At 41.3% G+C, this 24434-nt stretch carries 17 protein-coding genes; 7 read left to right on the forward strand and 10 right to left on the reverse strand.

The window, feature by feature from the left end; all coding sequences use genetic code 11:
* Nucleotides 1-484: 484 nt before the first annotated feature.
* Nucleotides 485-2011 (reverse strand): PAS domain S-box protein, encoded by a 1527-nt coding sequence (locus BLR37_RS10790; protein WP_090768374.1) that lies wholly within the window; start codon nucleotides 2009-2011, stop codon nucleotides 485-487.
* 175 nt (nucleotides 2012-2186) lie between these two features.
* Nucleotides 2187-2888: a Crp/Fnr family transcriptional regulator gene (locus BLR37_RS10795; protein ID WP_090768377.1), complete on the reverse strand. Its 702-nt coding sequence runs from the start codon at nucleotides 2886-2888 to the stop codon at nucleotides 2187-2189.
* 190 nt (nucleotides 2889-3078) lie between these two features.
* On the opposite strand from BLR37_RS10795, the gene BLR37_RS10800 reads away from it, so the two are divergent.
* Genes BLR37_RS10800 through BLR37_RS10810 form a run of 3 tightly spaced genes read left to right on the forward strand, consistent with a single transcriptional unit; the run spans nucleotide 3079 to nucleotide 5592 of the window.
* Nucleotides 3079-4950, forward strand: coding sequence for a chloride channel protein (locus BLR37_RS10800; RefSeq protein WP_208599634.1), 1872 nt, complete (start codon nucleotides 3079-3081; stop codon nucleotides 4948-4950).
* Nucleotides 4951-4976: 26 nt separating this feature from the next.
* Complete coding sequence (locus tag BLR37_RS10805; RefSeq protein ID WP_090768380.1) at nucleotides 4977-5210, forward strand: hypothetical protein; 234 nt, start codon at nucleotides 4977-4979, stop codon at nucleotides 5208-5210.
* 31 nt (nucleotides 5211-5241) lie between these two features.
* On the forward strand, nucleotides 5242-5592 hold the full coding sequence (locus tag BLR37_RS10810) for a hypothetical protein (protein ID WP_090768383.1): 351 nt from the start codon (nucleotides 5242-5244) through the stop codon (nucleotides 5590-5592).
* Between the two features lie 70 nt (nucleotides 5593-5662).
* Here the strand turns inward: BLR37_RS10810 and BLR37_RS10815 are convergent, their stop codons facing one another.
* Nucleotides 5663-5920: a hypothetical protein gene (locus BLR37_RS10815; protein WP_090768386.1), complete on the reverse strand. Its 258-nt coding sequence runs from the start codon at nucleotides 5918-5920 to the stop codon at nucleotides 5663-5665.
* Between the two features lie 242 nt (nucleotides 5921-6162).
* On the opposite strand from BLR37_RS10815, the gene BLR37_RS10820 reads away from it, so the two are divergent.
* Both BLR37_RS10820 and BLR37_RS10825 read left to right on the forward strand, forming a co-directional pair.
* Nucleotides 6163-7830, forward strand: coding sequence for a molybdopterin-dependent oxidoreductase (locus BLR37_RS10820; protein WP_090768389.1), 1668 nt, complete (start codon nucleotides 6163-6165; stop codon nucleotides 7828-7830).
* Between the two features lie 11 nt (nucleotides 7831-7841).
* Complete coding sequence (locus tag BLR37_RS10825) at nucleotides 7842-8894, forward strand: tellurite resistance/C4-dicarboxylate transporter family protein (protein ID WP_090768392.1); 1053 nt, start codon at nucleotides 7842-7844, stop codon at nucleotides 8892-8894.
* Nucleotides 8895-8932: 38 nt separating this feature from the next.
* Here BLR37_RS10825 and BLR37_RS10830 read toward each other — a convergent pair whose 3' ends face one another.
* The 7 genes from BLR37_RS10830 to BLR37_RS10860 all read right to left on the reverse strand — a co-directional run bounded on the left by BLR37_RS10830 (nucleotide 8933) and on the right by BLR37_RS10860 (nucleotide 19878).
* Nucleotides 8933-10345, reverse strand: coding sequence for an efflux transporter outer membrane subunit (locus BLR37_RS10830; protein WP_208599635.1), 1413 nt, complete (start codon nucleotides 10343-10345; stop codon nucleotides 8933-8935).
* Entirely contained in the window at nucleotides 10342-13494 is a 3153-nt protein-coding gene (locus tag BLR37_RS10835; RefSeq protein ID WP_090768398.1) for an efflux RND transporter permease subunit, read from the reverse strand. The genes BLR37_RS10830 and BLR37_RS10835 overlap by 4 nt, the downstream gene beginning before the upstream one ends.
* A 38-nt stretch (nucleotides 13495-13532) precedes the next feature.
* Entirely contained in the window at nucleotides 13533-14669 is a 1137-nt protein-coding gene (locus BLR37_RS10840) for an efflux RND transporter periplasmic adaptor subunit (RefSeq protein WP_090768401.1), read from the reverse strand.
* Between the two features lie 200 nt (nucleotides 14670-14869).
* Nucleotides 14870-15625 (reverse strand): LytR/AlgR family response regulator transcription factor, encoded by a 756-nt coding sequence (locus BLR37_RS10845; protein ID WP_090768404.1) that lies wholly within the window; start codon nucleotides 15623-15625, stop codon nucleotides 14870-14872.
* A complete protein-coding gene (locus tag BLR37_RS10850) occupies nucleotides 15622-16716 on the reverse strand; it encodes a sensor histidine kinase (protein WP_039472257.1) in 1095 nt (364 codons plus the stop codon). Before BLR37_RS10850 ends, BLR37_RS10845 begins: the two co-directional genes overlap by 4 nt.
* Nucleotides 16717-16930: 214 nt before the next feature.
* On the reverse strand, nucleotides 16931-17299 hold the full coding sequence (locus BLR37_RS10855) for a DNA-binding transcriptional response regulator (protein WP_090768407.1): 369 nt from the start codon (nucleotides 17297-17299) through the stop codon (nucleotides 16931-16933).
* Between the two features lie 134 nt (nucleotides 17300-17433).
* Nucleotides 17434-19878, reverse strand: coding sequence for a glycoside hydrolase family 2 TIM barrel-domain containing protein (locus BLR37_RS10860; protein ID WP_090768409.1), 2445 nt, complete (start codon nucleotides 19876-19878; stop codon nucleotides 17434-17436).
* Between the two features lie 586 nt (nucleotides 19879-20464).
* On the opposite strand from BLR37_RS10860, the gene ligD reads away from it, so the two are divergent.
* Nucleotides 20465-23167: a DNA ligase D gene (ligD, locus tag BLR37_RS10865; RefSeq protein WP_090768412.1), complete on the forward strand. Its 2703-nt coding sequence runs from the start codon at nucleotides 20465-20467 to the stop codon at nucleotides 23165-23167.
* A gap of 423 nt (nucleotides 23168-23590) precedes the next feature.
* Nucleotides 23591-24361, forward strand: coding sequence for a non-homologous end joining protein Ku (ku, locus tag BLR37_RS10870; RefSeq protein ID WP_090768414.1), 771 nt, complete (start codon nucleotides 23591-23593; stop codon nucleotides 24359-24361).
* Nucleotides 24362-24434: the final 73 nt, after the last annotated feature.

Consider the following 24434-nt stretch of genomic DNA (forward strand, 5'->3'; position numbering starts at 1 on the left):
CAGTTTAAGTTGTTAGGTTATGTGCAAGAGTAATGAAACACCAGAAGTGCTTAAATCCGTTTTGCATTTTTTATTATACTTGGTTCGAACAAATTAACTACAAAAAAGATGCGCAGCAGAGGGGGAATCTGATCAAAATAAGGGGGCAAACTCTTATTTTTTATGCTACAAGAAAAGAAATTACAATGAAAGCGGTAAAATGGAAATGATAGGGAAGATGTAAACTGGAAATAGAACAGGTATTAAAGCATGATTACTTAATGTACTTAACTCCTTAATGATGAAAATGCCTGTAAAATAGAAAAGGTAAAATGGAAATGATAGGGAAGATGTAAACTGGAAATAGAACAGGTATTAAAGCATGATTACTTAATGTACTTAACTCCTTAATGATGAAAATGCCGTAAAATGAAAATAGGCCAGTTATTAAAATAACAGGACTTAATTTGCTTAATTCGTTAATGATGTAAATAACAAGCCAATCTTAATCAGCCGTTTTAAGCTTAAACAAAAATGTTGATCCTGATCCTGCAGTGCTTTCAACCTCAATGCTGCTGCCGTGGAGTTCGAGTATGGCGTAAACAAGGTAAAGCCCAATTCCAAATCCGCTGATGCTTCTGGTTTCTTCCGACTGTATCCGGTAAAACTTCCTGAACAGGAGTTTTTGATCTTCTTTCGGAATACCGATGCCCTGGTCTTTCACCGCGACAGTCAGATAGTTATCCTGCCTTTCGCAGGTTACTGTAATTTCTCCACCATCAGGCGAATATTTTATCGCATTGCTGATCAGGTTAATCAGCACCAGCGAAATTTTTTCTGCATCGCCAATGGCCAATGCATTTTGTTCGCCAATATAGTTGAAATGATGTTTCGAAGTGGTTATAGAAGCATCTGATATACAGTTGTTAATCAGTGCTGATAAATCGAATTGGCTTAAGTTTAACTTTAAATGTCCATCTTCCATTCGTGAGATATTCAGGAAATCCCTGATCATGGCCTCCATTTTTTTGGTCTGCAGCTCAGCTCTGGAAAGCGCTTTATCAATAAAATCGTTTTCTTCCTTTCTGGCTTTAAACAACGCCACCTGCACATACGAACGGAGTGAGGTTAAAGGCGTTTTTAACTCATGGCTCACCAAACCAATAAACTCTTCTTTTTTCTTATCGGCTTGCTTCCTTTCGGTAATATCTCTGGCAATTTTTGAAAGCCCGATTACGCGTCCTGCACTATCTTTAATGGGCGAAATGGTTAACGATACATCAATCAGCCTGCCATCTTTGCGGCGTCTTATGGTTTCGAAATGATCTACCCTGATGCCCTGGCTAAGTTGTGAGAGGATTTTGGGTTCTTCATCATGCCGGTCGTTCGGAATGATCTTAAGAATCGATTGCCCAATCATCTCTTCGGCGTTGTAGCCAAATATGCGTACAGCCGAATCGTTCCAGCTGGTTACAATACTGTTCAGGTCTTTACTGATAATGGCATCGTCTGATGATTCGATGATCGCGCTCAGCCGTTTGCTGTTCACCTCAGCCGATAGGCGATCGGTAATATCACGTGCAATTTTAGATACGCCAATAATTACGCCTTTAGAATTCAGAACAGGAGATATGGTAAGCGATAAATCTACCAACGTGCCGTCTTTACGTCTGCGTTTGGTTTCGAAATGATTGATTGCGATGCCGCGTTGCAACTTAGCAATGATTTCAGTTTCTTCGTAATGGAGATCTTCAGGGATAAGGGTGAGGATCGAAACACCAATCATTTCTTCGGCAGTGTAACCAAAAATACGCGATGCAGCCTTATTCCAACTTGTAATAATGCCATCAAGGTTTTTGCTGATGATGGCATCATCAGTAGATTGGTTAATAGCATGAAGTATGGCATTTTTTTCTTCAGCAATTTTGAGTACTGCATTTAAACGTTGCAATTTATCCTCATCAAGATTGAGGTTTAATGCAAGTTTTTCCAGTTCATTTATTACTTCGGCAATATCATTAGACGTTATCATGTTTTATAATGAATAAACAATATCGGAATATTTATCTGATCGCTTTTCTGTTTTAGTAATTGCCCGTATAAATTCGGGTGATTTCACCCCTTTGTAATGAAATTGCTACTGTTGAAGGCGCTTTTGAGTGCTATTTAAACCCAAAATCGATAATTTTGCTGTTTTAATCCGCGGTTTAATTTTTCTGGTTATCTGCGGCTACAGTTTCCTGTAAAAAAGGTGTATCAAGGATACTGATCCGCTTGCCTTGTGCCGAAATTTTACCTGTTTTACTAAATTCGGTAAAAATCTTGAAAAGTGTTTCGTAAGTAGTTCCTGAATAAGAAGCTACGTCCTGGCGCGAAATATCCAGATCAATTGCGCCTGAAACATCGGTGCCAAATTGTGCCTGTAAAGCTAAAATCGCATTGGCAATCCGCCCTTTTACAGACATGTGCGCAAGATTACGCATCCGCTCGTGCGATTCCTGCAGTTCGGCAGCGAAGAAATCCATGAGTTGGTAGGTAAAATCAGGATTCACCCGCAAACTTGATCTAAAGAATTGCAGATCAATAAAACACACCGTTGCCTCCTCAAGTGCTGTCGCTGAAACCGGATAAACCGGGTTTTTACCCAGCCCAAGGTGACCAATTACATCGCCTTTGCGGGCAAAACGGATAATCAGCTCTTTCTCATTATCCCATTTCTTGTGCACCTTAATCGTGCCCGAATAAACAAAATAAATCCCATTTACAGGGTCTCCCTCAGCAAAGAGCTGCTCGCCTTTTTTAAGCTGAAAGTTTTTTTTCTGCTGTGCAACCGCAGGGAGCCAGTCGGTAAGCACACGACTGCACAGATAGCAGCTTTTCAGGTCGCAGGTATTGTTGCTTTCTTTCATCTTCAGGTTGTTGCTGCTGGCAAAAATACAATTATTAATTTATTCGCAATCCAAATCTTAAAATATATCTTAAAATATATTTTAATGTATTGTTTATGTTTTATTAATTGTTATAATATTGTTTAGAATATATTTTATGCAATGTTTCTGATTTTTTATTTCTACTTTTGTCTCATGCTCAAATAATAAAATGAATAAGACAAAAAATATCATACCAATTTCCCCGGCGCTGGGTATTTTCGGTAAGTTTAAAAGAAGTAAAAACAAAGAAAAAAGTTCTAAAAAGCGCCTGTTATTTATTTCAATGCTCTCAATTGGAGTAGCAATCGGCATTTCTTTCATCGCAAAAGTGCTGGTATCGTTAATTAACCTGGTAACCAATATTTCTTTTTACCAGGAGTTCGATTTCAGTTTCCATAGTCCAGCAGATAACCATCTTGGTCTGTTGGTTATTATTGTACCCGTTATTGGCGGGGTAATAGTAGGTTTTATGGCATTTTATGGTTCAAAAGCGATTAGGGGGCACGGTATTCCCGAAGCCATGGAACAGGTGCTTACCAATCAGAGTAAAATAAAACCAGCTATAGCCATTTTGAAACCGGTTTCTTCTGCTATTGCCATTGGTACGGGTGGGCCATTTGGTGCAGAGGGACCAATTATAGCCACCGGAGGTGCATTGGGCTCTACACTTGGGCAGTTGTTTACTGTGAGCCCGGTTGAACGTAAAATTATCCTTGCTGCCGGGGCAACTGCGGGTATGTCGGCCATATTTGGTACACCGCTGGCTGCGGTATTTCTTGCCATCGAACTCTTGTTGTTCGAATTTTCTCCGAGGGCAATTATACCGGTGGCACTGGCCTGTATTACAGGAGCGGCAGGACATCATCTGCTTTTCGAAGCAGGGCCTGTGTTCCCCATGCCGGTGCTTTCGGCACCGTCAAATGCGGCATTGGGTATTTATAGTCTCATCGGGATTCTGGTAGGGCTCGCATCACTGGGGCTTACTAAAGTGGTTTATTTTATCGAAGATGCCTTTGAGCACCTGCCTTTGCACTGGACATGGTGGCCTGCAATTGGCGGGCTTGCCGTAGGCGTTGTTGGTTATTTTGCACCGCGAACTTTAGGTGTAGGTTACGATAATATCATCTCCCTTTTAAGCGGCCAGCTTTCCATTTCTGTCATTCTTTCGCTTTGCCTGTTTAAATTTATTTCCTGGGCCATTGCGCTGGGCAGCGGAACTTCGGGTGGAACGCTTGCACCTTTAATGACTATTGGTGGTGCAACGGGTGCTGCATTAGGTTATCTGTTGCATTCGGTTTTTCCCGGCTTAGATATCAGTATTCCAATGTCGGCACTTGTAGGTATGTCGGCCATGTTTGCCGGTGCTTCGAGGGCTTACTTAACCAGTATTCTTTTTGCGCTCGAAGCTACCCAGCAGGTGCAGGGGCTATTGCCTTTGCTTGGTGCCTGCTCTGGTGCCTACCTCATTTCGGTGTTTTTAATGAAAAATACAATCATGACCGAAAAAATTGCCCGTAGAGGCATTCATACGCCAGATAGTTATGAACCGGATTTGCTGTTAAAATTACGTGTTGCGGAGGTGATGGATCGCAATCCGGTTTTTATCAGTTCGTACAATACCATTGCCGAGGTGCGGAAATATTTTGCGGCCAATCCGCCTAAAGAAAACCGGTATGCTGTGCGCGATGCTGAAGGTGATTATTTGGGTACTATCTCCGTACTGGATATTTTCCAATGGGTAAAAGAAGATATGGCCAGCATTACGGCTATAATCAAATCAGGAGATGAGCAGATTAAAGGAAACGAACCGGTAAGAAAAGCACTGGAGTTGATGCATACTTCCGGAAACGACTTTGTAGCGGTAGTAAGCGGCAGAGATGAAACATCATTCGAAGGTTTGTTAAGCTACAAAGATATTGTTAGGGCCTATAGTGTAAACCAGGAAAAGGAGAGTAGTGTAGGTAGAAACCTTTCGATGGAAAGGCAAGCGAAAAAGATGATTGTGAAAGGGAAAAAAATGATGGCCGACAGAAGAGTTTAATTGTAAATGTTATTTAATTAAAGGTTATGAAAAAAACAAGTTATTACCTGATGGTTGGTGGATTAGTATTACTGGTTGCGGCATTATTAACCGGCGGACAGCTAAATGCGGTAAATCCGGTAGATTCGCACCCCTGGACGATCAATATCAATGGCATCCGTTCATTTGCCTGGCCTGAGTTTACTGGCGGTTTGTTGATTGCATTGGGCGTTATTTTTAATATCGCTACCTGGCAACAGAAAAAATCGAGGATAGCCTGATTGTTGAAACATTAAGTTTCCTTTTAATTACATGGTAACGGAAAATAATGCACTTGAGGAGGCCATCGCGCAACTCAAAGCCAAAGGATATACCTTAACGTTTAGTCCCGATGATACCGATAATGCAGCCTGGGGGGTAAGTGGCCCATGGCCGGTTGATATTGAATATCACATTGATGAGGAGTTGCCTTGTACGGTTTACAACGATGGCGAAGAAACCCGAATGAAGGTGTTGGCCATCACTACCAAACCCTTTGGTTTAAAGGGTATTCAACTGGTAAATGCAGAACAGCAACGTTATTGGACAGTTGATGAAATTTTAGTTAGCTTTTCGAAAATGCTTAAAGCTACCAAAACATTTCTTTTTGGTCCCAAAGGATAATTAAATCCTGTTTATTTACACATAGTTACTTAGGCTTATCTATCCCGTCGCTGGTTAAGGTGTTTTCGGATTACTCCGGAAGCACCTCTAGCTTTGCTGCGATTTCGGTAATAATGGTCATGCTAAAGGTATGTCTGCCGGTTAGCCATCTTTTAATTTCATCAGGATTAACATCCAGAGCGATAGCCAGATCTTGTTCAGTTAGCTCATTATTGGCAATTGCAGCGGCAGCTTTTGCGGCAATAGCAAGGTTTAGTTGCGACAGGCGTTCGATAGCAGGGTTGCCGGTTTCTTCCAGCCAGATGGCAACAAAATCGTTTTCTTCCATTTATATATGTATTGGTATTTCAGCCAATTGAGGCTGCTTTATTCGGGGGGCAAATTTAACGATCCTACATCAATCAACACCATGCTTTTTGGTTTTTTGGCAGGTAAACCCTGAGATTTCTGGATTTATTTAGCTAATTTCAGGTTTGTAAACCTGCTGGCAATTAAAAAATGGTGAAATATCCGGTTAAGTCAGGAAGTTTATCATTCATAAAAAACGTTCATCTTCCTTAAAATTGCGCCATGATCCCGAATTTTTCCGCTGCAGAACAAGCCGTTCACTACCCCGCCGATCGAAGAACTTTTATTGGATTAAAACCACAGGTGTGGTATGTTTTAGCTATTTTACTGATCGCTACAATGGGTGTTGCCTGGTTGCAGTACTTAATCTGGGGTTTACCGGCCGATCCGGGGCTCATCCCTGTGCCTAAGGAAAAGCTGGCTATTGGTTTTCCGTGGTGGCTAAGGTTAAGCCATTGGGTAAATTTCTTTTTCCTAATTACCATTATCAGGAGTGGCCTTTCTATACTGGCCGATCATCCGCGCTTATATTTTAACAACAGTTGTACCCCGGGTTCTGAATGGGCCAAATTTACCCCCTTAAATATTCCGGAAGGGAAGGTGTGGACAGCAAAAGAAGATGCACGTTACATTAGTCCGGTATTGGGTTTGCCCGGGTACAGGCACACCGTAGGCCTGGCGCGTTGCTGGCACTTTATCAATGTGCCGTTTTTCTTGCTCAACGGGGTTATTTTTATTGTCTTACTGTTTTCGACTGATCAGTGGCGTAAACTGGTACCTACCTCGTGGAGCATTATTCCTGATTCGTGGAGTGTGTTTGTACATTATGCCACTTTCAATATGCCTATAGAACCGAATGGCTTTTACCAATACAATGCCCTGCAGCAATTATCGTATTTCGCCGTGGTTTTTTTGTTGGCACCCATTGCCATGTTGAGTGGTATGGCCATGTCGCCGGCAATTGAAAACCGTTTCCACTGGTTTCCTAAAATTTTTATTAACCGGCAAGGTGCCCGTTCTGTTCACTTTCTGGTGATGCTGGCTTATCTGGCTTTTCTGGTGGTCCATGTAGCAATGGTAGTAGCAACGGGTTTGGTTAGAAATATGAACCACATTGTTAATGGAACGGATAGCGAAACCGACCAAACCGGCTTGTACTTTGGTATTGGTTTTCTTATTTTTCTGGTTTTGTTTGCAGTGTTTGCGCATTGGTTCTCCTGGCATCGGCCAAGGCGATTGCAACGGTTGCAGGCTTTAATTAACGGTACGCTTTGGGAGAAAACCATTAACAAGCTTAAGCCTAAATTGGTCTATAGCAAAGAAGATATTACACCTCACTTTTGGGCCAACGGCAAAGTGCCCGAATCGAGTGAATGGAAAGCACTTGCCGCCAATAACTTTCAGGATTTTAAACTTAAGGTAGGCGGTTTGGTAGAAAATCCAATGGAGTTTTCGCTGGCTGAGTTAAAAAAACTAGGGCAGGATGAAAATATCACCATGCATCATTGTATTCAGGGTTGGTCGGGTATAGCCGAATGGGGTGGTTTACCTATGCGTAAACTCATTGAAGTGGTAAGACCTCATTCATCAGTTAAAACGGTTGTATTTTATTCTTTTGGTGAAGGGCTTTATGGTGGCGATTATTACGATACCCATACGCTCGATAACTGCATGAAACCAGGGGCCTTGCTCGCCTGGGAAATGAATTACGAGCCCTTAACCGAACTTTATGGTGCGCCTTTACGCTTGCGGGTAGAAAACCAACTGGGATATAAAATGGTGAAGTGGATTGCGCGAATTGAGTTTGTTACCTCTCACACCACGGTAGGTAAGGGCTATGGAGGCAAAAACGAAGATGATGAATATTTCGATTTACTGGCCAATACCTAAATCTGTACAACATGAGCTTAGCACAGCGGATAAAAGAAATGCCACCAGCTTATTTTTCGATGGTCATGGCTACGGGAATTATCGGCATAGGCTTTTCTTTACATGGCTGGCCTTTGCTGGCTAAAGTTTTCCTGTTTTTTAATCTGGCAATTTTCTGCACATTAATTGTCGCGAACCTATACCGTTTGGTTCGGTTTTATGCAGACATTAAGGCCGATTTTCATAGTTACGAGCGTGGCCCTGGTTTTTTAACGATTATTGCCGCCTGTTGTATTGTTGGAAACCAGTTTGTGTTAGCTGGCTTTAATTCGGTTATTGCAATCGCTTTTCTGGTTTTTGCAGGCATAGTCTGGCTGTTTCTGGCTTACGGTTTGTTTTTTAGCCTTACCGTGGCCCACCATAAAAAAAGCTTAAAAGATGGAATAAACGGTGGTTGGTTGTTATTTGTAGTAACGTTGCAGGCCATATCGGGTTTAACCACCTTAATTGCTGGCGGAGATGAAAACCTGATTTTCATTTCACTCTGTTTTTTCTCGCTGGGCGCATTGTTCTATCTGTACATCATGTCGCTGATTATTTACCGGATGTCTTTCTTCGAGCTTCATGCGGCCGAGCTGGGTGCACCTTACTGGATTAACATGGGCGCCACTGCCATAACTGTACTGGCAGGTTGCATGCTGATGCATGTTGCAGGAACATTACCAATTATTGCTGCAATTATTCCTTTCTTAAAAGGTATTGTGGTACTTTTTTGGGCCGCAGGCACCTGGTGGATTCCCTTATTGCTTTTGCTCGGTATTTGGAAACACGTAATTAAAAAAGTTAAAGTTCCAATTACAGCCAAAGGTTACGATCCCAGCTTCTGGTCGTTCGTTTTTCCCATTGGTATGTATTCGGTAAGCACTTTCAGGTTAAATGAAGTGCTGCACATTAGTTTCCTGCCTGTGGTTTCTACTTGTTTTTGCCTGTTTGCCGTAATTGCCTGGTGTGTGGTGATGATAGGTTTCTGGGCTAAACTATTTACCAGACCGAATTCTGATCGCGCTAAAACAAATGACAATTAAAATGGGAAGATTTATCCCATTTTAATTGAACCATTTGGTTATTCTATTCCGCCACCCAGTGCCCGGTACAGATCAGTTAGGGCGCTAAGCTTTTCCTGTTTTATTGAAATGGCTTCCAGATCGTTTTGCAAGGCATTATTTTGTGCTGTAATAACCTCGAGATAGGTGGCCATGCCACTTTTATAAAGCAATAAGGCATCTTTATTAGCCCTGTTTAAAGAGGCAGATTTAGCATCAATCAAAGCCAGCCTTTCGTCTGCATGTACCGATTGGCTCATGGCATCAGAAACTTCAGCAACAGCTGTTAACATGGTTTGTTTAAATGTTATAACCGATTTTTGCTGTTCAAGGAGCGCAGTTTGATAAGCTGTTTTTAATTCTGCTTTCTGAAAAACAGGTTGAGCCAGGTTCGCAGCAAGAGTATTGAATATTGAACCCGGAATATTAAACCAGTTTTTGATATTGAACGCATTTAATCCCGATTGTGCTGAAAGGCTTATTGCCGGATACATGGCTGCTTTGGCTAATCTGGTTTTAGCATTTGCCGACCTTACCAGCAATTCGGCTGCTTTTAAATCAGGCCTGCGCGATAAAAGCATGGCCGGAACACCTGTTGCAAAAATGGCATTCGGAGCCACACTGGCTAATGTACCCGAGCGTTTTACCGCATCGGGATATTCTCCACACAATATGCTAAGCGCATGCTCCTGCATCTCTATATTTTTTTGCACAAGTGGGACTAAAAGTTCAGCTGTTTTTTGCTGTGCTTTAACCTGCTCAACTGCCAGCGAGTTTACCTGCCCGACACGGTATTGCAGGTTTAGCATGCTAAGCGTACTGTCGCTTAATTGTACATTTCTTTTCGCTATGCGTAATTGCTCATCAAGGCCAATCAGGTTATAATAAGCCTTGGCAACCTGTGCTATAATTTTGGTTTTTACTGCGGCAATATTTTCTTTTTGAGCCAGGTACTCTGCCATTGCACCACTTTTGCGCATCGCAGCCTTTCCCCAAATGTCGGCTTCCCAGGCCAATTGTAAATTGGCATTGTAATCATCGATATAACTGGTGCTTACAAACTGGCCTGAAAGTGAACCATTGAGTGAGTTTTTAGATTGAAAACTGCGGTTTGCACTTACTGCGAGGTTAAGTGTTGGCAATATAGATAGTTTGGCTTGTTTAAAAGCCAGATCAAGTTGTTCCATAGTTAACAAGGCAGTAGCCACTTCGCTGTTTTTATTAAGGGCGTTTTCAATAAGCAGATTGAGTTGGGGCTCCTTAAAAAAAGATTTCCACGGAAGCAGCACTGTATCGCCGGTTAAGCTAATCTGATTCCGGTATTGCGCTGGCGTTGAAAGCGTTTGTCGGCTATATTTGCCACCTACGGCACATGATGCCAGTAAAGTAACAATAACCAGTGCAGGTATAAGATGTTTTAATGTTGTTTTCATGATACGATGTCTGCTTTTTGTATTTGAGTTTTGCGCGAAACTTTCTCCTGAAGGAACTGGAAGAGCATAAACAGCATAGGGATGATGAATAATCCTAAAATTACCCCGCTAAACATACCGAATGCCGCACCAAAACTGATTGATTTATTTCCGGTAGCAGTTCCTCCGGTAGCAGTCATCAGGGGAATCATTCCCGCGATAAAAGCTAATGAAGTCATGATAATCGGGCGCAATCTTTCTTTTGCACCTTCATAAGCAGCTTCAACTATAGAAAGGCCTGACTGACGGCGTTGTACTGCAAATTCGACGATTAAGATTGCATTTTTTGCCAGCAAACCAACCAGCATAATTAAACCAACCTGCACATAAATATTATTGTCTAAACCAGCCAGTTTTATACCGGCAAAAGCACCAATTACACCTGTTGGTATAGATAGTAATACCGCCAATGGCAACAGATAACTTTCATATTGGGCAGCCAGCAGGAAGTAGACAAACAATAAACACAGGCCAAATATCATTACGGTTTGGTTGCCTGATGCTTTTTCTTCCAAACTCAGTCCTGTCCATTCGTAGCTGTAATCGGATGGGAGCTTATTTAATACTTTCTCCAGTGTTTCCATAATCTGGCCATTACTGAAACCCGGGGCAGCACTTACGTTAATGGTAACGGCATTGTACAGGTTGTACCTGTTTACCGATTCCGGACCATACACTTTTTGTAAGGAAAGCAAAGCTTTTGCAGCAACCATTTCGCCCTGGTCATTCTTAACAAATATTTCGTTAAAAGCATCTTCATCTGTCCTGAAAATACCATCCGCTTTAATACTTACCCGGTAAAATTTTCCAAATCTCGAAAAATCTGCAGATTGATCGCCTGCAAAGTAAACCTGCACAGCATCCAGCAATCCGGCAATGCTAACACCCATTTGTTTGGCTTTATCTTCATCAACCTCAAGTTCCAGTTGCGGGTAATCGGCCCTGAATGTGGTGTAAGCATACTGAACACCCGGTTGCTGCATAATCTGACCGATTAATTTATCGGCCTGCGATTTTAAGGAAGCCATATTGCGGCCAAGTCTATCCTGCAGCACAATTTCTGCACCAGCGGTTGTTCCAAAACCTTCAACAGGAGGCATACGGAAGGCCATAACCTGTCCGTCTTTTACCGAGGCCAGCTTACCTGTAATAATTCCCATTACGGCATCAATATCCTTAACGGCACCACGGTTTTTAGGCGCTTTAAGCTTTACAAAACCCATGGCGTATGATGGACCTGCACTATTGCTCAGGATGTTAAAACCAGTAATATTGGTATTATTGTCAACAGCTTCTACCTCTTTTAACAGCTTGTCGATTTTAGCAACTGTGGCTGTTGTACGGTTTAACGCTGTTCCGGCAGGCATGCTTAAACTATATACAATAAAGCTATCATCTTCCATCGGTACAAAACTTTTAGGGGTCGTCATCATCATCCAGCCTGCAAGAGCGATAATTGCCAGGGTTAATCCGCCAGCAAACCACTTATATCTCGTCAGGAATTTTAAACCATCGGTGTACCGGTTTGTTAACCGGTTAAAAGCTGAATTGAAACCAGTAAAGAAGCGTTGCGAAAAATTTTGTTTTTGCTTTTTATGCTGGTCATGCCCATTATGATTGTTCTTTAAAAAAAGTGCACAAAGGGCAGGGGTTAGCGTTAACGCGTTAACTGCCGAAATAATGATAGAAATGGCCAGCGTATAAGCAAATTGCTTGTAAAATATTCCGGCAGATCCGGTCATAAAGCCAATGGGAATAAATACTGCCGACATAACCAGGGTGATGGATATTACGGCACCCGTAATTTCGCTCATGGCCGAACGTGTGGCTTCGCGCCCGGTCATATCCGAACCCTCCATCTTTTTATGTACTGCCTCTACCACCACAATGGCATCATCTACAACAATACCTATGGCCAGCACCAGTGCAAAAAGGGTTAGAATATTAATGGTAAAGCCAAATACAAGCAGGAAGAAAAAAGTACCAATAATGGCCACCGGAACCGCAATGGCTGGTATAATGGTCGATCTACAGTCCTGAAGGAAAAGAAATACAACAATAAATACCAATATAAATGCTTCTATCAATGTCGATTTAACCTGACCTGTAGCTTCATCTAAACGTTCTTTGGTGCTCATTAAGGTATAATATTTAATACCCGGAGGAAAAGATTTCGATAATCGCTCAAGCTCAGCCCTTACACCAATTTCTATTTCGTTGGCATTAGAACCGGTAGTTTGTAAAATGGCCAGTGTAACCGCGTTTTTTCCGTTCGATTTATTATCTCCACTGTAAGAAATGGAACCAAATTCTACCCTGGCTACTTCTTTTAAACGCAGTACATTGCCTTTTTGGTTTTTTATCACCATGTTTTCGTACTGTTCGGGCAGGTTTTTCTTGCCTTTGTAACGCATCACATATTCAAGTGCAGCGTCTGATTCTTCTCCCAGTTTTCCTGGGGCTGCTTCTAAGCTCTGATCGGCAATTGCTGCTTTAATATCAGCCGGAACCAGGCCTGCATTCGCCATTTTCTGCGGATTTAACCAAATTCTCATCGAATAATCTTTCGCTCCGAAAACCTGTGCCTGGCCTACACCTGGTACACGTTTAATTTGCGGAATAAGGTTAATGTTGGCATAATTCTGCAAAAACAATTCATCATATTTTGCATGGTCTTCGCTATACAGGTTGAAGATCATAATCATGCTGTTTTGTTGCTTAGAAGTGGTAAGCCCCATCCTGATTACTTCCTGAGGAAGCTTTGGCGTAGCCTGCTGTACCCTGTTTTGTACATTTACAGCGGCCTGATCAACATTTACACCTTGCTTAAAAATAATGCTTATGGAAAATGACCCATCGTTACTTGCAGTAGATTTGATATACTGCATGTCTTCTACACCGTTAATCTGTTCTTCTAAAGGTGTTACCACCGATCTGATTACCGCTTCGCTATTGCCGCCAGGATAAGAGCCACTTACCGAAACCGTAGGAGGCGAAATATCCGGAAAACGGGTTACCGATAATCTGGTCAAACCAATTATACCCAAAATAACGAGCACAATAGAGATTACGGTAGCCATTACTGGTCTATCGATTATATTCTTTAACATAAAATAAATTCTAAAATTTAATATTGGATATGATTGCGCTAGGGCCTGGCAACTTTTGGCTTAACAACCATTCCCTGCGCCAGGATTTCGATATTGTTTGTTGCAATCCGATCGCCCGATTTTAGTCCGCTTTTAACCAGGTAATTTTGACCTGATTTGCCGGCAATTTCCATGGGCTGCATGTTCACTTTATTGCTATCGCCGAGGGTGTATACAAAAAACTTATCCTGTATATCTTTAACACTGGCCATTGGGATAGTCATAACCGAGCTGAGTGCGGTATTAATTACTACGCGTACCGAGCCACCTGAGCGTAGAAATTTATCTGGATTAGGGAAAATAGCTTTCATAGAAATGGTTCCGGTCGTTCTGTCGATATTTCCACTTGCGGTTTCTAATTTTCCTTTTATCCCATATAAAGTTCCATCAGAAAGAATAAGGTCAACCCCGGTTATTTTTTCGCTATTGCTTTTACCCGCTTTAAGTATGCGCAGATAATCGGCATCGCTCATGGCAAAATAAACATATACTTCATCGATTTCAGAAAGCGTTGTCATTGGATTTGTATCAGCAGGGGTCACCAAATTACCAATCCGGTTAGGAATACGGCCAATATAACCGCTAACAGGTGCTTTTATTACCGAAAAATCGGCATTAATTTGAGCAGCTTTAAGGGCTGCCTTAGCCTGCGCAACAGCGGCTACAGTGGCTTTAAAGTTCGATTCGGCAGTTTGCAGCTGTATATCGGTAACTACTTTGCCTGCTACTAAAGGTTTTGTTTTTTCAACCTCTAGTTTTGCCGTCGCCTGATTGGCCAGAGCCGCACTCAAAGCAGCCTCGCTATTGCTTATTTGTGCATTTAGTGCATCACCTTTAATGCGGAAAAGCGTTTGTCCGCTTTTAACGTAATCGCCTTCTTTTACATATATAGCAGCCAGATACCCTGTAGCCTGTGCTTTAATGTCAACATTTACTTTGCCTTCAATAGTACCGGGATATTTTTTTTCTATACCCGCATTTCCTGTACTTAAAGTAATAAATTCTACTTCGGGGCTGGCTTCCTGTTGCATTACATTATCGTTTGCGCTAGTGCCACAGGCGGCCACTAAAGCAATGGTGCTTATTGCTAAAATGTTGTACAGGCTAGCTTTTATTTGCTTATAAGTTATTGCCATTCTTTTTTAAGATTTGATTATATGGCAAAAAGACAAAGAAATTAAACGCGCGAGGCTGAATAATTGACCGAAACGGAAGAATTTGCTGCTGAATCGTAGGAAACAATGGCTGAAACTATGCGGCAGGATCGGGCAATTGGCTAATAGTACGAAGCGCGGTTTTTGGTTAAAAGAAAGTCCTTTGTGTGGTTATTCTTTAATTAATAATCCATCCAGTTTCTAAATTGCTGCGCCTTTTCGCGGCTAACAATTACCTCGGCTTCCGGATTGTGCTTTAGCTTAATTTTTAGTTTGCCATTAAAATAATTGTGGATGTTTTGTACCGCATCAATGTTGATGATAAACTGGCGGTTAGCCCTGAAAAATTGTTTAGGATCGAGCTGTTGTTCCAGCTCTTCCAGAGTTTGGCCCAGGTTTTCTTCAGTAGAATTATTCAAAAACGCCCTTGTAATTTTTAATTCAACATAAAAATAAGCAACCTCATTTACCAAAAGCGTTTTAAAACCATCACGATAGGGAAGAAGAAAACGACTTCTATAAGCCTTGCGATCTAAATGGTTAAGCAGATTTTGAACTGCAATCATCGGGTCTGGTAAATTTCGCTCCTCCACTTTCTCAATAGCCAATGCCAGTTCATCCTGATCAATCGGTTTCAGAATGTAATCGACACTGTTGAATTTAAATGCCCTCACCGCATATTCATCATAGGCCGTGGTGAAAATAATCGGACATTTAAGATTAGTTTGCTCTAAAATTTCAAAACTCAAGCCGTCTGATAGTCGGATATCCATCATAATCAGGTCTGGACAATCATTTTTTAATAACCAGGCCATACTTTCAGATACGCTCCCCAATACGTCCAAAATAGCAATATCTGGACGTACAATGCCAATCAATCTTTTTAAACGATCGGCATTTGGTTTTTCATCTTCAACGATTAGAATATTTTTAATCATAATTTAATAAGTGGAACAATTACCGTAAACTGCTGCGAATCTTGTACAATTGTGGGTAAGGCTTTCCCCAGTAACCGATATCTCTTTTTAATATTATCCAGACCAATACCCGCTGAAACTGGTTTCCTGTCCAGTGCTTTAATTCCATTACTAACCGTTAATTCTTCAGAATCGGTACCTTTTATTGAAATTTTTAAAGGGTCGTCTTTCAGTAATTTATTGTGTTTTAACGCATTTTCAATCAGCAGCTGTAAAGTTAATGGTGGTATACGCAGGTGGTTCAATGCCGGATCAATTTCAATATTAAACTGAACACCTGTGCCAGCTCTTTGCTGTAGCAGGAAAATATAGGCATGGATGAATTTAATCTCGTCGGCCAGGCTAATAAGATCTTTTTTGGCATTGAGTAAGAGGTAGCGATACACTTTGGAGAAGTTTTCGGCATATTCATAACCCAGTTGCTGGTCTTCAAGTATCAATTCGGAAAGTACGCTCAGGTTATTAAAAACAAAATGAGGGTCGATTTGCAGTTTCAAGGCCAGTAGTTCGGCTTCGGCAGCAGCTTGTTCGTGCTGTGCTGCTTTTACTTTATTTTCAAGTGCTTCCATCGCCGAACTTTTCCAGTTCATGATCAGGAAATTGCCTGTATTGATTCCGCTAATCATTAATCCAATGAGTATGCTTACCACAATAAACTGGGCAAAATCAGTGAGGTCTTGCGGAGACATTTCCCTTTTCTCTTCACCACTTAAGGCAATATGGATTAAAACCTGAAAAAAAATAAGAATCAGTACCAATATAATATTGGCAATGGTTTCTATCGAAAGTCGTTTAAGCGGAGCCTGGGTCCAGGGAAAGCGTTTATTTAGCAGCTTATGCATAAAAATGCTCGATTCTGACATAATCACACAGAATAAGAAGGTGATAGTCATTTCGCCCAGAATTTCATAGTATGATGAATTGATATATTCTACCCACCACCTCGAATAGGGATTGAGTACATAAGATACCAGGTAAAACATAATAAAAGCAAAAATCACGATCATGATTCGTTTGCCTTTATTACTAAAATAGATGTCAATTATCTTCATAATGATGCCGATATCAGTTCATTACCACAACTGATAATTGCAGGATACCTCAATTACCGATTGGCAAATCATTTATCTGAATCCAAATTTCGTTTTTTTTGGCTGATATCTGCTTTTTTTTCTGCTCTGGTGGTTTTCTTTACCGCTGAAGCGTAGATATAGCTTACTGAGGCAGATTGCTCCATGTTGCTTATAAAAAGATAATGGCAATGATCTAACAACCCGCAGTTTGTGTTACATACCGGCTTACCAGTTTGGTTAGCTGCGCTATATCAAAAGGTTTGCGTAAATAGGTGTCGAAACCCATTTTACGGTAAGTCAAATCTATATCCGGATTACAGCTTGTGGCAATAAGGCCGGTTTGAGGACATAAAACGCTGATTAATCTACATAATCTGGCCGGCCGGAGCAAGTCTTGAAAACAATCCATTATTACCAAATCTGGTGTATAGCTTACCACCGCAGTAGTTAAATCGCTATCCCAGTAAGGAAGATTTTTTACCTGACAGCCCTCTTCGGTTAATATCAGACTAATAATTTCGAAAATAGCCACGTCGGGCTCATATAGAAATATCTTTTTCATGCGTAGTCCTCCGAAAAAGATAAATCCTCCGCCTCCGGGGGGAATATTTTAAGGATATTACAATATAGTCAAAATTAATTTACAAAACGAATTTATGGGGTATTATAAGTGTTACTGTTGAAGCTTTGATATGCTCATTTGATACTTTTACGAATAGAAGTTAGATCTAAAAATGCATCCGGAAGTCCTGGCGAACTCACCTGCATCTTAATATTTCCGGTAATGTGCGTGCTCTTTACAATAGCCAAAGCCCGACCATTCCAGGCCTTTCTGATATTCGAAGGATAAGGTGTAATATCTTTCAGATTGGCATTATCTGTGGCTGCCAGGCTTGCTGCCCCCGTTAATTTAAAAGTCAGCGTATTGCTTGCATCAGGTTTTATATTTCCATCCTTATCTACTATTTCTGCAGTGATAAAAGAAAGGTCTTGTCCGGTGGCCCATAATTTAATTCTGTCAGCCTTTAACCTGATTTTATAAGCCGCTGCTGAAGTTTTCAAAATTGAGGCTGTTGTTTCTTTTCCGTTAACTACACCTACAGCTTTTAGCTCGCCAGATTGATATGGAACCGAAAATACAGCCTTAAACTCCTGTTTTGCGGTAGTTTCCTTTTCGCCGATTAGCTTGTTGTTGAGGTAAAGGCGTACAGCGGGGTATTTGGCATAAATTTCTACCTGTATTGCTTTGCCTTCGTAACCCGGCCAGGTCCAGCTTTCCCAGGTGGGCCAAACCGACCACATGGTTTCTTTAATTGCACCTCCATTAAGTGGATTTGGCTCTTTTACTGCTAGGTAAATTTGTTCATTATCATTGTACAGCATGCTCCGGTAGTGCGAAATGGGTTTTCGCCAGCCCGTTAAGTCAATATCGCCACAGTAGGCGCCATGCCACGGAAAAAGATCGCGTTCCCAATGTTGCCCTTCTAATTCTCCGGGGTAAAAATAGCGTCCAATACCCGATTCGCCCAAATAATCCATAGCCGTCCAAACAAAATCGCCGATAATGTAGCTGTTTTGCTGTACCAGCGCCCAGTTGGCAAAGGCATCTCTGGGATAAGATTCTGTTTGTACAATAATGCGTGAGGGAACCCGCTCATGATCTGCCTTTGCATGATGCAATTGGTAATTGTATCCGGCTACATCGTGCGCTGCCATCAGGGGATCAAACATGGCCCAATCTTTATCCCAGGTGGTCATGGCCGAAGTTACCGGTCTTGTGCTGTCATGTTTTTTTACATAGCCTGAAAGGAGTTTGGCAGTTTCAATAGCCTGCGGTTCTTTTCGCTCTATGATTTCATTACCAATGCTCCACATAATGATTGAGGGATGGTTACGATCGCGTTTAACCATTGCGGCTACATCGCGTTCTGCCCAATCGTTAAAATATAAAGCATAATCATATTTGTTTTTGCCCGTACGCCAGCCATCAAAGGCTTCATCAATTACCAGGAGCCCCAGTTTATCACAGGCTGCTAAAAATGCTTCTGATGGTGGATTATGTGAAGTACGAACGGCATTAAATCCTGCGGATTTTAACAGCTCAGCTTTTCTTTCCTCGGCACGATCAAAGGCTGCTGCACCCAAACTGCCATTATCGTGATGTACACAACCACCATTTAGTTTGATGTTTTGGCCATTCAGTTCAAATCCTTTGGTAGCACTGAAATGTATGGAGCGGATGCCAAAGGGTTGAGTTATCTTGTCGAGTACGTTTTTGGCTGCCCTGATCTCAACCTGCGCCTGATATAAATCTGGTGTTTGAATAGCCCATAAGTCTGGATTTTTCACTTCAATTTGTTCAGTTACCTCCTTAAAACTATTGGGCTCAATGTTAACCTGAACAATCTTTGTAGCTGCTTTTTTGTGGGTTTTATCAAAGAGCGAAATAGATAAGGCAACATTTTTAGGCATATCGGTATCATTTTTAAGTTTAGCTGCTACCTGAACGGTGGCTTTGTTGCTGCTTACCTTTGGTGTAGTAATAAAAACGCCCCATTGATCGATGTGAACCGGATCTTTACTCACCAGCCACACATGACGGTAAATTCCTGATCCGCTATACCAGCGTGAGTTTTTCTGCTGAGCATTATCCACCCTAACGGCGATGGTATTTTTAGCGCCATATTTCAAGTAAGGACTCAAATCGTAACTGAAAGCTGAATAACCGTAAGGATAAACGCCCAGCGATTTGCCATTGATGAAAACTTCGGCATTCATATAAACCCCTTCAAAATAAACAGATAAGCGTTTATTTTTTGCACTGGCGGGTAAAGAAAATGTTTTACGGTACCAGCCAATCCCCGCCGGGAAATAACCACCATCGTTGCCCATTGGATTTTTGGCTTCCATTTTACCCTCAATGCTCCAGTCGTGGGGCAAATCGAGCCCGCGCCAGTTTCGATCGTCAAAAGCAGGGGCACTGTAATTGTCTGATTGATTTGCCAGGGTAAATTTCCAACCGTAATCAAATAGTTGTTTATCGGCATTAAAGTTTTGTTGCGCACCCGAACTGTGTGTTAAAAAAATAAGGAGCACAATTAGCGTTACATAATTAAAACCAGAACGGAAAGATTTTTTCATGGCGAGGTTGATTTATACTTGGTTGCCATGAAGATATAAATAATAAACGTTATATGTACGTTTAAAAAATTATAAAATCAAATATTGACTAAACCATTACGCCTTAGGAGGATTAGGATTGTTTCTTTAAACTATAGGAAATGGGTGTTGTGATATGGATTTGGAGGAGAGGAGCAGAAAATGGATGAAACTTAATCAGACGAAGAATAAAGTGTTTTTGGAGCCGAATAAACTAATCTATTCGGCCCTTTAAACTTAAAACCGCCTTTCTCGGCCTTTGTTACGAAGTAATTCGATCAAAATACCGAAACCAGAAAGTAGTGAGAATACGCCGATGATTAGGTTGGTTCTGTCATCCATGAAGTTTTAGTTTAGATTTTCAAGATATAAACTTCAAATGACATTAAAAAGACAATTAGTGAAAAAAGAGCAAAAAAGAGTAAAAAAATAGTAAATAGTCATTTTTTACCAGTTTAAATAATCAGCTCACACTGCTCAGAAAATTGAATTATAACATTTTAAAAACCAATATCTGCTCACAAAGGTTTCTTTAGCAGGTATTTCGGCCAGTTTAAAATATACGATAATGAGTTTACAGGCATACAATCAAAAACGCGATTTTAAAAAGACCACCGAACCTAAGGCTGGTATAAGTAAAGACAGCAAAAGGTTAATGTTTGTGGTTCAGAAGCACGATGCTTCGAGACTCCATTACGATTTCCGTTTGGAAATGGGTGGTGTTTTAAAAAGCTGGGCGGTACCCAAAGGGCCTTCGCTCGATCCTAAAATTAAACACCTGGCCATGATGGTAGAAGATCATCCTTTCGATTACCGCAATTTCGAAGGCATTATTCCAAAAGGAGAATATGGTGGTGGAACCGTAATTGTTTGGGATCAGGGTTGGTACGAAACGATAGAAGATATAAAAGGAAAAAAAGCACAGGAAAATAATTTGCTTAAAGAATTGGCTAAAGGCTCCGTTAAAGTACGTTTACACGGGCAAAAATTAAACGGGGAATTTGCATTGGTAAAAACCAATGGCATGGGCGAAAATGCCTGGCTGCTGATTAAACATGATGATGAATTTGCCACTAAAAAGGATGTAACCAAACTGGATGAATCGGTGCTTTCGGGAAAAACCATTGCGGTGATGGAGAAAACCAGTCAAAAGGTATGGAAATCGGGTAAAGCACAAACTATTAGTGATGAAAAGCTGGCCAAAGCCGTAAAGACTAAAAAAAAAGTTAAAAGTGATCCGGAATTGGCTGATCTGCAGGACGAAAATCCCGATCCGGCTAAACTGCTTAAAGAAGCACCTAAAACGGCCATTTTTAAAGCGGTAAAACCGATGCTGGCCACTTTGGTTGATAGTCCTTTTGATGATGCAGACTGGCAGTATGAAGTGAAGTGGGATGGTTATCGCGCCCTTGCTTTCTTGAATAAAAATGAAGTGGAACTCCTTTCGAGAAACAAAAAATCATTTAACGAAAAGTTTTATCCTGTTCATGAACTCTTAAAATCGCTGAAACTAAACGCCGTTTTGGATGGAGAGGTGTTGGTACTGAATGAAAAAGGCATTTCGAATTTTGGTCAACTGCAGAACTGGCGGAGTGAAGCCGATGGCGCATTAACTTATTGCGTTTTCGATATTTTGTGGTATAAAGGGAAAGACCTTACCGGCCTTACGCTGGTTGAAAGACAGGCGATATTGAATGAAATATTACCTCAAAATAACGATCGCATCCGCATTTCCAAAGTTTTTGATACCAACGGAACAGAATTTTTTGAGGCCGCTAAGAAGATCGGGCTGGAAGGAATCATGGCCAAGCGTAAATCTTCCGTTTATAGCATAAACAGCAGATCAAAAGACTGGCTAAAAATAAAAATCAATAAAAGGCAGGAAGTCGTGATTGCTGGTTTTACCAAAAACAAAGACACTTCCAAATCTTTCAGTTCGCTCATATTGGCAGTGTATAAAAAAGGTAAATTAACATTTGCCGGCAAGGTGGGTACTGGCTTTTCTAATCAGGATCAAAAAGAGATGATGAAATTGTTTGAACCTTATATTACGAGGAAGAGTCCTTTTGAAGTTATTCCGGACGTAAATAAGCGTTCGCGATTTCAATACATGCAACCCGATGCAGAAATTACCTGGATGAAACCGGTATTGGTTGCGGAGGTTGAGTTTACCGAAATTACAAGCGATGGCGTGTTCAGGCATCCTTCGTTCAAAGGGATGCGCGAGGATAAAAAGGCTAAAGAAGTGATAAGGGAAGAAGCTGAACCAGTTAAAGAAATAGTTAAGCAGGCTGATGATAAAAATTCAGACAATAAAGAAATATCAAAAATGAATGCTGATAACTTGTTAAGTGACAAAGGCGACAGGCAAGAGCTTAAAATAAAGGGCAAAACGCTTGAATTTAATCACCTTTCTAAAGTTTACTGGCCAGGCGAGGGCATTACCAAACGCGATTTGTTAAATTATTATGCTGCAGTATCGGAGTATATGTTGCCTTATTTAAAAGATAGACCGCAATCTTTAAACCGTTTTCCGGGAGGGATAAAAGGAAAGCCGTTTTACCAGAAAGATGTTAAGGGAAAGGCCCCTGAATGGGCCAAAACTTTTCCTTACTCAACCGGCGATGGCGAAGAGAAGGAATATCTGTTAGGCAACGATCTGGCTACGCTTTTGTGGATGGTGTCGCTGGGTTGTATTGAAATCAATCCCTGGTTTTCGCGCGCTAGAAAGCCCGATTATCCGGATTATTGTGTGATAGACCTTGATCCCGATCAGCAGGATTTTGATCAGGTAATTGTAGCCGCAATTCAGGTAAAAGAGGTGTTGGATGCTATTGATGTGCCGAGTTTTCCTAAAACTTCGGGATCAACCGGAATTCACATCTATATTCCGATGGGGGCAAAATATACCTACGAACAAACACAGCTTTTTGCGCGGATTATAGTAGAAGCCGTTCATGCCGCTTTGCCCGAGTTTACGACACTCGAACGCAGCATTGCCGCCCGGAAAGGGAAAATGTATCTCGATTTCTTACAAAACCGTCCGGGTGCAACTATCGCAGGGCCGTATTCGGTAAGACCAAAGCCAGGTGCAACGGTTTCTATGCCATTAGATTGGGATGAAGTTAAACCAGGCTTGAAAATGAAAGATTTTACCATTTTTAATACCATGGAAAGATTAAAGGAAAAAGGCGATCTTTTTAAAGGTGTGCTGGGTAAAGGTATTGATCTGAAAAAGGCCATAAAAAAAGCTAAAGATCGATTTCAATAATTTGGTAATAAAGACTCATTCTTATCGGTCGGTGCCCTCACCGACCGAAACAAGTTGGTTCGGCTGGTCGGTGGAGACACCGACCAGTAGACAAGTATGAGATTAAACGCATCGGTTGGTGGCTCACCAACCGAAATACGATCACTAAGTTTCTATCACCCCATTACGTCATGCTGAACTTGTTTCAGCATCTCTTTAATCTCGAGGGCCATTAAAACGAGAGGTATTGAAACAAGTTCAGGATGACGATCGTATTAGATTAAACGCTATCGGTCAGCCGTCCTCATCGACCAAAACAAGTTGGTTCGGCTGGTCGGTGGAGACACCGACCAGTAGACAAGCTGGTTGGTGGGCCACCAACCAGTGAGATCACAAAACAATCGGCTTTGCCAGACTGTTAGTAGTGAAGTTAAATTTATTAAGATGAGATCAATCTGGAAAGGTTCAATTGGATTTGGGCTGGTTAATATTCCGGTTAAGTTATTTTCGGGTGTCGAAAACAGTCACCTGGATTTAGATATGCTGGATGAGCGCGACCACGAAAAAATCAGGTTTTTGAGGGTTAATGAAAAAACACACAAAGAGGTACCTTTTGATAAAATTGTGAAAGGTTATTTTTTGAAAGACCGTTACATTGTTTTAGATAAACATGACCTGGAAGAAGCGGCACCCGAAAAAACGAAGATTATCGAGCTCGAAAATTTTGTCGACATCCAGGATATTAACCCCATATATTACGAAACATCGTATTATTCGGAGCCCGAAAAGCAGGGGAGAAAAGCCTATGCTTTATTGTTAAAGGCGCTGGTGAAATCGAAAAAGGCCGGTGTGGCCCGCTTTGTTTTGCGCAATACTGAAAATCTTTGTGTTATTCATCCCATGGATGATGTAATTGTGATTACTAAAATCCGCTTTCAGCAGGAAATCAGAAGTTTGTCTGAAATTAATAAGGTAGGGGATATTAACATCACCAAAAAGGAAATGGATGTAGGGCTGGCCTTAATTAAACAATACAGCTCCTCCTTTGATTTAGGCGCATTTAAAGATGAGTACAGCGATGAACTGCTTAAAATTATTAAAGCTAAGGCCAAAGGTAAGCGCGCTACGGTGAAGAAAATGAAACCACAAAAAGCAGTGAGCGACGATCTTTACGATCAGTTAATGGAAAGTCTGGGCACAAAAAAAGGCGCCTAAAGCTGAATGTTGTGCTGGATAATTCTAAAATATACCCGATTTAAACAACTGTAGCCTGCCACAAGGCAAGCTA

This window comes from Pedobacter soli (assembly GCF_900101435.1).
Taxonomy (GTDB): Bacteria; Bacteroidota; Bacteroidia; order Sphingobacteriales; family Sphingobacteriaceae; genus Pedobacter; species Pedobacter soli.